Annotated in this window: 8 protein-coding genes; all 8 read left to right on the top strand. The window is 64.4% G+C overall.

Annotated elements, in window-relative coordinates; all coding sequences use genetic code 11:
* Positions 1 to 435 (top strand): imidazole glycerol phosphate synthase subunit HisH (hisH, locus tag VDP82_RS08815; protein ID WP_323014478.1); only part of this gene is annotated, 435 nt, incomplete at its 5' end.
* The gene (locus VDP82_RS08820) at positions 425 to 1,195 is read left to right on the top strand and encodes a HisA/HisF-related TIM barrel protein (protein WP_323014479.1); all 771 of its coding nucleotides are present in this window, start codon (positions 425 to 427) and stop codon (positions 1,193 to 1,195) included. The genes hisH and VDP82_RS08820, both read left to right, overlap by 11 nt.
* Positions 1,192 to 2,424 (top strand): N-acetyl sugar amidotransferase, encoded by a 1,233-nt coding sequence (locus VDP82_RS08825; RefSeq protein ID WP_323014480.1) that lies wholly within the window; start codon positions 1,192 to 1,194, stop codon positions 2,422 to 2,424. Before VDP82_RS08820 ends, VDP82_RS08825 begins: the two co-directional genes overlap by 4 nt.
* Positions 2,421 to 4,325, top strand: a complete 1,905-nt coding sequence (locus tag VDP82_RS08830; RefSeq protein WP_323014481.1) for an acyltransferase family protein — start codon at positions 2,421 to 2,423, stop codon at positions 4,323 to 4,325. The genes VDP82_RS08825 and VDP82_RS08830 overlap by 4 nt, the downstream gene beginning before the upstream one ends.
* Positions 4,322 to 5,812, top strand: coding sequence for a hypothetical protein (locus tag VDP82_RS08835; RefSeq protein WP_323014482.1), 1,491 nt, complete (start codon positions 4,322 to 4,324; stop codon positions 5,810 to 5,812). The genes VDP82_RS08830 and VDP82_RS08835 overlap by 4 nt, the downstream gene beginning before the upstream one ends.
* A complete protein-coding gene (locus VDP82_RS08840) occupies positions 5,809 to 7,053 on the top strand; it encodes a hypothetical protein (protein ID WP_323014483.1) in 1,245 nt (414 codons plus the stop codon). Before VDP82_RS08835 ends, VDP82_RS08840 begins: the two co-directional genes overlap by 4 nt.
* Positions 7,054 to 8,790, top strand: a complete 1,737-nt coding sequence (locus VDP82_RS08845) for a serine O-acetyltransferase (protein ID WP_323014484.1) — start codon at positions 7,054 to 7,056, stop codon at positions 8,788 to 8,790.
* A gap of 49 nt (positions 8,791 to 8,839) precedes the next feature.
* The coding region (locus VDP82_RS08850; protein ID WP_323014485.1) for an NAD-dependent epimerase/dehydratase family protein at positions 8,840 to 9,849 on the top strand (1,010 nt) is incomplete at its 3' end.

The raw sequence follows: 9,849 nt of genomic DNA on the forward strand, positions 1-9,849 counted from the left end.
GGCATGACCCAGTACCTGCAAGAGCGCGCCGAGGCGGGAAAGCCCATCGTCGGCATCTGCCTGGGCATGCAATTGCTGGCCGACCGCTCCAGCGAGATCCGGTCCACGCCGGGCCTGGGGCTCATTCCCGGCTTTGTCGAGCCCCTGCAGGATGCCCGCTGGCATATCGGCTGGAACACGCTGGAAGTCCTCCACGACGATCCCCTGCTTATGCCCGGCGACGGCCGCTCGCTCTATTTCAACCATTCCTATGTAATGCACACCTCGCCCGAATATTGCATCGGGGTGGCGCGGCTGGGCGGGCCCTTTACGCCCTTCACCGTCGCGGTGCGCCGGGGCAATCTGGTGGGCCTGCAAGTCCACCCCGAAAAGAGCCAGGCGGCGGGGCCGCATATCCTCAGGCAGGTGATAGAGGGGCTTGGCGATGCTGGGTAAGCGTCTGATCGGCGTCATCACCGTACGCAACGGCTGGGCGGTGCAATCCTTCGGCTATGGGCGCTATCTGCCACTGGGGCGGCCCGAGGTGCTGGCGCGCAATCTCGATCGCTGGGGCGCCGACGAAATTCTGCTTTCCTGCATCGATCGCAGCCTTTCCGGCGCCGGCCCCGACTACGCAACCATCGAAAGGGTGGCGGCGGCGGGGCTGACCACGCCCCTGGTCTATGGCGGCGGCATTGCCCAGAGCCGGGACGGCGTGGCGGCGGTTTCCGCCGGGGCCGACCGCGTGGTTGTGGACGCCATGCTGCGTGACAACCCCACGGAAGTGGATGGACTGGCCGAGCGGCTCGGCGCACAGGCCGTGATCGCCGCCCTGCCCGTTTCATCCGGCCCGGAGGGCCTGCTCCACTATGACTACCGAAAGCGCCACGCCGCGCCATTCGTGCCGCCTCTGCTCGACCTGCTCAAATCGGGTGCCATCGCCGAGGCCATGGTCATCAACTGGCGGGGCGAGGGCGGAACCGGTTTCGATCTCGAGCTGATCGAGCGGTTTCCCGACCCGAAAATCCCGCTCATCCCCTTCGGGGGGCTCGCCAGTGCCGATCTGCTGCGCACCGTTTTGCTGCACGAACAGGTGGCGGCGGCCGGCATCGGCAACGCCCTGAGCTATCGGGAACACGCCATTCGCCTCTTGAAGCGGGATCTGGGCGATATCGCCCTGCGCCCCCATTCGTTCAACAGATGGACAGCCAATTGACCGCCCCCAATGTTTGCCGCCGCTGCCTCTATCACGCCTCCCACCCGCTGGGGCTCACCATCGACGAGGAGGGCATCTGCTCTGGGTGCCGCGTGCATGAGGAAAAGGACCGGCTCGACTGGGAGGCGCGCTGGCGCAGGCTGGAAGAGCTGGTGGCGCCCTATCGCAGCCGCGGCGGCGACACCTATGACTGCATCGTGCCGGTCTCGGGCGCAGGCGACTCCTATTTTCTCGTCCACCTGGTCAAGGAGCGGCTGGGGCTCAACCCGCTGCTGGTCTCCTACAACAAGTATTTCAACACGCCGCTGGGCATTCGCAACCTCGCCAATCTGCGCATCCGCTTCAATTGCGATCTCATCCAGCAGAACGTGAACCCGGTTTCGGTCAAGAAGATCGTGCGCACCACGCTGCGCCGGCTGGGCAGCCTTTATTGGCCGAACCTGGCCGGGCAGACGGTTTTTCCGGTGCAGACCGCGGTCAACTACCGCATCCCGCTCATCATCTGGGGCGCCCATCAGGGCGTCGAGCAGGTGGGCATGTTCAGCCATGAGCACGAAGCCGAAATGACCCGCCGCTATCGCTGGGACCACGACCTGATGGGCGCCGAAGCGGACGATCTGCTCTCGATCTTCGATACGCTTACCGAAGCCGATATCTGGCAATATCGCTATCCCGCCGACGCCGATCTGGCCGAAATCGGCGTGCGCGGCATCTATCTGTCCAATTTCGTGCGCTGGGACCCCAAGGCCCAGCACGAGCAGATGATGGCCACCCATGACTATCGCAGCGCTTCGTTCAGCCGCACTTTCGACTGCTACGATCACGTCGATTGCTATAATTTCATGGGCCTGCATGACGTGCTCAAGCTCTACAAGCACGGCTATTCCAAGGTAACCGACCATGCCAGCCGCGAAATCCGCCACGGCCGGCTGACCCGCGATCAGGCCGTCGCCCTGGTGCGCCGCCACGAGCAGGCCGAGCCCGGCCATGTCGATCTTTTCTGCGACTGGCTGGGTATCGATCCCACCGGCCTGGCCTTCATGATGAACGAGCACCGCAACCCCGCGTTCTGGGAAGAGCAGGCCCCCGGCGACTGGCGCTTCAAGGGCTGGAGCACACAGGAAGGCCCGGGCGACCCCACCGCCCCCACCGACCTCTTCCGCCCCACCGACCAGCTGAACCGCGGCCAAGCCGACCGCTACATCACCGTCGGCAAGGGCTATCCGTGAGCGAGAGGCCGGGAAACCCCTATTATCGCAGCGACATCGACGGCCTGCGGGCCCTGGCGATCATTGGCGTCCTCATCTTCCACGCTTTCCCCCAATTGCTGGGCGGGGGCTATATCGGCGTCGACGTCTTCTTCGTCATTTCCGGCTTCCTGATCGGCTCCATCCTTGCGCGTGAGCTGGACCAGGGCAAATTCGACTATTTCGCCTTCCTGCTGCGGCGCGTCCGCCGCCTGCTTCCGGCTATGGTCGCGGTGTTGCTGGCGGGCCTGCCCGTGGCCGCCTTCCTCTTCGTTCCCGAGGATTTCGTCAGCTTCTGCCGGCACATACTCGCCGGGCTGCTGTTCTTCCCCAATCTGCTCTTGTGGTCGGAAACGGGCTATACCGATCCGGCAGCCGAGACCAAGCCGCTGCTGCATCTGTGGTCGTTGGGCATAGAGGGCCAGTTCTATCTGTTCTGGCCCCTGGTGCTGCTTCTGGCTTGGCGCCTGGCGCCGCGATATCGCTTTGCCTTCATCGCCGCCATAGCTGGATGCTCGCTGCTGGCCTGCATCATCTGGACAAACCATGACGCGGTGGCCGCCTTCTATCTGCCCGTCACCCGCTTCTGGGAGCTGGCCGTTGGCACCCTGGTCGCCCTGCTGCTTCCCCGCCTTCAGTTCTCCCAACGCAGCCGCAACATCATTTCCCTATGCGGAGCGGCCCTAACCGTCATTTTGATGGCCTGGTATACCAAGGCGGACGCCTTTCCCGGCTGGCGGGCTATCCTTCCCGTGCTGGGCTCGGCCATGCTCATTGCCACCGGCCCCCAAGCCTGGTTCAACCGCCGGCTGCTGTCCCACCCCCTGATGGTCACCCTGGGCCTCATCAGCTATCCGCTCTATCTCTGGCACTGGCTGGTCCTCACCCTCGGCAAATATGCCAATCTCTATCTGGTCGGGCGCTTCGAGCTTTCCATTCTCGCCACCATAGTGCTGGTCGGCCTCAGCATCGCCCTGGCCTATCTCACCCATCGCTTCATCGAACGCCCCTACGGCAGGAAGCCGACATCGGGCGCACCGATGCGCCTGCTCCTTGTCGGTTGGGCAGGCACGATGCTGCTCGCTGGCGGTCTTTGGGCGACCCTTAACGGGTTCGGCTTCGGAGACGGAACCAAGGACAGCTATCTCGCCCAATTGCAACGCAAGGACGGCACCTGCTTCGTTGGAGAAAGCCTGGCCGAATTCAGGCCCGACCTGTGCATCGCGCCTGCCGATGGCCGCGTACGCGTGCTTCTGGTGGGCGATTCTTTCGGCGCCGGCTTTTCGCGCAGTCTCAACGAAATGCCGGAGCTGTCAGTCAGCGAGTTCACCGCCAGTTCCTGCCCGTTCAATCCCGGCCTGCCCATCGTGGTGCGGCCGGAAGCCTGCGCCGCCATCAATGCCGAAAGGATGCGCCTCATCGAGACGGGCGATTTCGACGTCATTTTCATTGCCTCCTGGTGGGGGCAGCAGGAAATCGACGGGCAGATGGAAAACCTCGCATCGACCATGGAGCGCATCCTGGCCGACACGCAGGCGCGCATCGTGGTCTATGGCGCCTCCCCGGTCTTTTACTCGCCAGTGCCCGATATCTACCGCCGCAATGTCCGGCACCGCAGCACCGAGTTCACAACCGAGGTGCTCACCATCAATGCCGGATTGCACGATACGGCACTGACCATGCTGCCGAAAAACGACCGGGTACACTATATCGATGCGGTCGGCCTGTTCTGCGATCCCGCAAGCCAGACCTGCGCTTATCGGGACGACAAGGATTTGTTCTTTATCGACAACAGCCATCTGAGCCTCTATGGGACCGGGAAGGTGCTGGCTGGCGACGGGCTGGCCGATTTTCTGAATGGCAGGGAGAAAGCGGAAAAGTGACACGCCATGTCCTGTGCCTGTCGCGGTCTTATCTGGCCCATCTGCTGCCAGCCCTGGGCAAGCGGCACTCCGATACACGCTACCACCATATCGTGCAGACCGACGCCGAGGCGCGCAGCATCGCGGCGCAGGGCGGCGAGGTCGTCCTCAATCTCGAGGCCGTCATCCGCGAAGGCCTGTCGAATGAGACGCCTCTCTGGCGCGAGCCGGAAGACATGCGGGCGGTGACGGGATTTTCCTGGTCGGCCATCCAGTCGGATCGATACCTGCCCCATTTCGACCATGGCACACGGCTCAGGATCGCCGGCCTGCTCGACGGGGCCGTGCGCGAACTCTTCGCCCGCCAGCATTTCGACGCCTTTGTCAGCGAGCCGGTGGCGCTCTTCATCACCCATCTGCTGTTCTATTACTGCCGCAGCAACGGCACCAAGCCCCTGCTCTGGGGCAACACCTATTTCCCCGACTACTTCTATTTCGCCAACGCCGCCAATATGAGCACGCCGCAGCGCAATGGCACTCTCGAGGAGCCGGAAGCGCAGCGCCTGCGCCAGACGGTGGAGGCCTATGTGGGCGGCGTGGTCGGGGACAAGGCCGGACCGGCCTATCACTATGCCTTTTCGGGGGTGAAGAACACGCGGCTGGGCTATTTCAAACAGCGGCGCGGAGAAATGCCGCTGGTGCTCAAGCCGGGCCTGACCAGCATCGGGCTGCAGGCGGCGCGGCTGGGGCGGGCCGCACTCAAGCGCGCGCTCTTCCCGCGCGGCGCCGACTTCATCACCGCAGGTTCGGTCAGCGAGCATACCCGCTACATGCGCTCCCTGCTGACCCCGCCGCGCATCTATGACGGGATGCCCGAAACCGCCTCGGCCGATCACGTGGTCTATCCGCTGCAATATGAGCCGGAGGCATCCCTGCTCTATTATGCGCCGGAAATCGTCAGCCAGACCTCCTTTGTCGAAACCATCCTCAAGGCCCTGCCGCCCGGCAAGCTGCTCTGGGTGAAGGAGCACCCCAACCAGTTCGGCGCGCTGGGCCTCAAGCCCTGGCGCCGGCTTCGCAAGCGTTACGCCAATCTGCGTTTCGTGCATGGCCGCCAGAGCGGGCGGGAACTGCTCAAGCGCGCCGGCCTCTGCGTCACTATCTCCTCCACCATGGGCATGGACGCCCTGCTGATCGGGCGGCGGGTGCTGGTGGCGGGCGACGTCTTTTTCCGCAATTTCCCCGGCGCGGTGGCGCTCGCATCCTACGCGCATCTGGGAGAGGCCCTGAACGATCCGGCAAGCTATACGCCCCAGAACGAACGCGTCGCCCTCACCGAGCGCCTGATCGATTTCGGCACCCACGCCTATCGCGGCGACCCGCAACCGTCCCAGATATTATTCGAGCCCGACAATCTCGACCGGCTGGTCGCCGCCATAGACAATGAGCTTGTCGACGGCGACCCCCGCAGCACACCAGGCGATTCGCATCGAGACAGGGGCTCATGAGCGCCTATTTCGTCTGGATGATGCTCGCCTCCGCCCTGGGCTTCGGCAAGATGCTGGCGCTCGCGCAAATCCTGCACCCGGCCAATTTCGGTGCCTATGTCTCGCTGTTCGGGCTGGCCACGCTGGCGGGAATGTTGCTGAGCTTCGGCCAGGTCGAGGCAACCACCAAGCATTTTCCACGTCTTTGGGTGAATGGCCAGAAGCAGAAGATCCCGCTCCATGCCCGGCGCATCGCCCTTTCGCAGACCGCCCGTTTTGTCGCGCTTGGCATCACGACGGCGATTCTGGCCGGCATCATCGACTTAGGATTCGACCCGCTCTTCGCGCTGGTTACGGCAGGCCTGGGACTGGGAACCTCACTGTTGGCCTTGATGGCCTCTATCTTTCGCGCCTCGGAAAATATCCGCGCCCTCCAAAATTTTACCGTAGTCCGATCGGTATTGGTCCTGGCCGCCTCCTGCATCGGCGGCTACGCCTTTGGCTGGCAAGGGGCATTAGTCGGCGACATCGTTGCCATAGCCCTTTCCCTGGCCTTTGCCGCCCTGCAAGCGAGTTCCCTGCTCTCCGCCGACGATGAAACCTCCGCCACAATCGTCAGTGAGCCTCTCGAAGCGAGCGGCGGTAAGCGGCTCTATGCCGCCAATATTCTTTCCTCGTCGCTCTCCCTGGTCGACCGATCCATCGTTAGTCTCACCCTGGGGGCAGTGGCGGCGGGAACCTATGGCGTCATCGCCCTGCTCTATCAGGTAGGGCAGATCACCATGGTCATTCTGAACCAGCGGGTCGGCCCCCTCATCATCAAGGCCAGGTTCACTGGCTCCACGACGGTGAGCGGATTAGCTATTTTTCGCAACGCCCTTCTCGGGCAAGCCATGCTGACGCTAGGCCTGATTCTGGGCATGTTCCTGCTGCAAAGGCTGGGCTTCCCACCCGGCTTTTTCGAGAAATATGACATTTCGACACTCGCCATCCTTCTGGCGGGCGGCATCAGCCTGATTCAAATCTATCAATTGCTCGAATTCGTGCTGATCTCAAAAGATCTCGAGCATGCCGTATTGACCGCAAGCGGGGCCTCAAGCATGGTTTTCGCCGTTGGCTGCCTGCTGGCATGGCGGTTCGGGCTTTCCGTGGAAGGCTTCGTGGCGGCGGTTTTCCTGGCGCGACTCGTCCAGGCCGGCTTGCTGCTCCATGCCATTCTGGCCAACCCCAATGCACGTCCAGTGCCAGCCGATGAGCGCTAGATGCCCGTTCTTGCCGCAGTTCTGGTCCTGACCATTGCCTTTCCCTATGTGCAGCCGCTGCCCAGCGACAGCTATACCCAGCCCTATCCCCTCTTCGTCGCCAGCCTGATCCTGCTGGTTACCGGCGCCCGCGGCCTCGCCATCGCCTTGCCCCCCGACCGCTTTGCCCTGATCGGGCTGGCGGCATGCGGGCTGGTGGCCTTCCTGCTTACGGCATATCCCGGCTTTGGCCCGCAGGAGCTCAAATACCTGCTCAATTACCTCACGCCCCTGATCATCGCCCCGGCCGTGCTGGTGATGGCGCGCGAGCAGCGCCGCGCCGTCGATTTGACGCTGCGCATCTCAGCCGCCCTCTGGCTGGGCATAGCCGCGGTCCAGGCCCTGAAGATGCCGGATTTCGCCACAGGTGTGCTGGGCGCCTGGAGCCAGTATGTCGGCGATATCGCCGCCTCCGGGCGCGGCGTCGTCGGGCTGGCGCCCGAGCCCACTCACCACGCCTTTCACATGATCAGCCTGAGCGCTGCGCTTGCCCTGATGGGGCGGCGCTTCTGGGCGCTGCTATGCCTGGCCAGCGCCCTGCTTCTGGCCCGTTCGGCCAGTGGCGCCATGGTGCTGGCCCTGGCGCTGCCGCTGGCGACCCTCTTCAGCCGCAGGATCAGTCTCGTGCTGGGCGGCATCGCCCTGGCCCTTGGCGGCCTTGCCTTCCTTTGGCTGGTCCCCGAAGGCTTTGGCGGCCGGATGATGGAACTGGCCCGGCGGTTCCTCGCCGATCCGGCCAGCATTCTGATGGCTGATTACAGCGTCAACATGCGGCTGGGCGGCATGCTGTCATCGATGCTGTGGCAAATCTCCGAATTCTTCATGCCCCATGGCCTGTCGCAGGACGCCTGGATGCAGGCCCGCCAGGCCATTCTGGCCAGCCATGGCTGGGTGGTCGATCTCAGCGGCAATGGCGTCCCTTCCGGCTGGGGCATCCTGACCTTCCAGCTCGGCCTGCTGGCCTTGCCCCTGATCGCCGCGCTGCTCTGGCGCTTCTACACCACGCCGCGAGGCCTCGTCGCCCGCTGGGCCCTCTACAGCGTACCGCTCATCTATCTGTTTCAATACAATATCTCCGCGCCGCAATTCTCCCTGGTCTATGGACTGTGCATGGCGACGGCCCTTGCCCGCCGGGTTCCTGCACCGGCGCGGTCGCGTCGGCTCGACCTGCTGGCGCAGGACTGGGCCCGGCTGCGCGCACTGTCCGGCCAGCCTGCCTCCCGCTTGCGGCCCTGGCAGTTGCTCTCGCCCCGCTTCTTGCCCAATGTGCTGCTGCGCGCGGCCAACATCGCCCACGAAACCGGCCACGGGATCCTGGCCAAATTCCTCAGCCTGCTCAATTTCGTCGTCTTCAACCTGGAAGTGCCGGCCCGCCTGCGGATCGGCCCGGGGCTGGTCCTGCCCCACCCGCAGGGCACCGTGCTCGGCGCCGCCGAGATCGGCAGCAATGTGACCATTTTTCATCAGGTGACGCTGGGCGCCCGCGCTGCCGATTTCGGTTATGATCTGGCCACCCGCCCCGTCATCGGCGATAACGTGACCCTCTCGGTGGGGGCGAAGATTCTGGGCCCCGTCACCATCGGCGCGGGCGCCACGGTGGGCGCCAATGCCGTGGTGGTCAAGGACGTGCCGGCGCAGGTGACCGTGGTCGGCATCCCGGCCAAACCAATCGGGACGACGCCGCTGCCAGCCGGTTGAGGCCGGCCGCGCCATCCCGCAAAGCAGACAGTCAAGCAAGGAAGAAAAGATGCGAATCCTGATTACCGGGGGTGGTGGTTTCATTGGCTCGGCCCTGTCCAGAGCCCTGCTGGCCCGCGGACATGAGGTGGTCATTCTGGATCCGCTTTCGCCCCAGATCCACGGCGACCTGCCCACCTACGAGCCGGTGCCCGGCACTGTCCTGCGCCGCCGCGACGTCCGCAGCCTGCGGCACAGCCCCGAATTGCTGGACGGCGTCGAGGTGGTCTTCCATCTGGCGGCCGAAACCGGCACGGGGCAATCGATGTATCGCATCGCCGACTATGTCGACGTCAACGAGATGGGCACCGCCGCCCTGCTCGAAGCCATCGCCCAGGCCCCCTCGCGCCCGCGCCGGCTGATCCTGGCCTCCAGCCGCTCCATCTACGGCGAAGGCGCCTATGTGGCCCCCTCGCGACCCGACCGTCTGATCCAGCCCGCCGCCCGCAGCCAGGCGCAACTCCAAAAAGGCCAATGGGATTTCACCGACGAGACGGGAGAAACCCTGGAGCCGGTGCCCACGCCCGAGCATTTGCCGCCCCGGCCTGCCTCGGTCTATGCCGCCACCAAGATGGCCCAGGAAATGCTGGTGTCCAGCGCCTGCCCCGGCCTGGGCGTCACCGCGTCCATCCTGCGCTTTCAGAACGTCTATGGAGAAGGCCAATCCTTGCAGAACCCCTATACGGGCGTCTTGTCCATCCTGTTCAACCGGGCGCGCCAGGGGCTCGAGATCAATGTCTATGAAGACGGCAAGGAATCGCGCGACTTCGTCCATATCAGCGATATCGTCGCCGCCCTGCTGCTGGTCATGGAGGCCGACACCCCCTCGGGCGCCGTCTATAACGTCGGCTCGGGCGTTCCCACCAGCCTGCTCGAGCTGGCCCAGACCCTGACCGGGCTCGCCGGCTTTTCCGCGCCCATCCGCGTCAGCGGTGATTTCCGCGTCGGGGATATCCGCCACTGCTACGCGGACCTGACCGCCATCCGGCGCGATCTCGGCTTCGAACCCGCCGTCAGCTT

Origin of the sequence: Devosia sp. (genome assembly GCF_034675085.1) — a bacterium.
GTDB lineage: Bacteria > Pseudomonadota > Alphaproteobacteria > Rhizobiales > Devosiaceae > Devosia.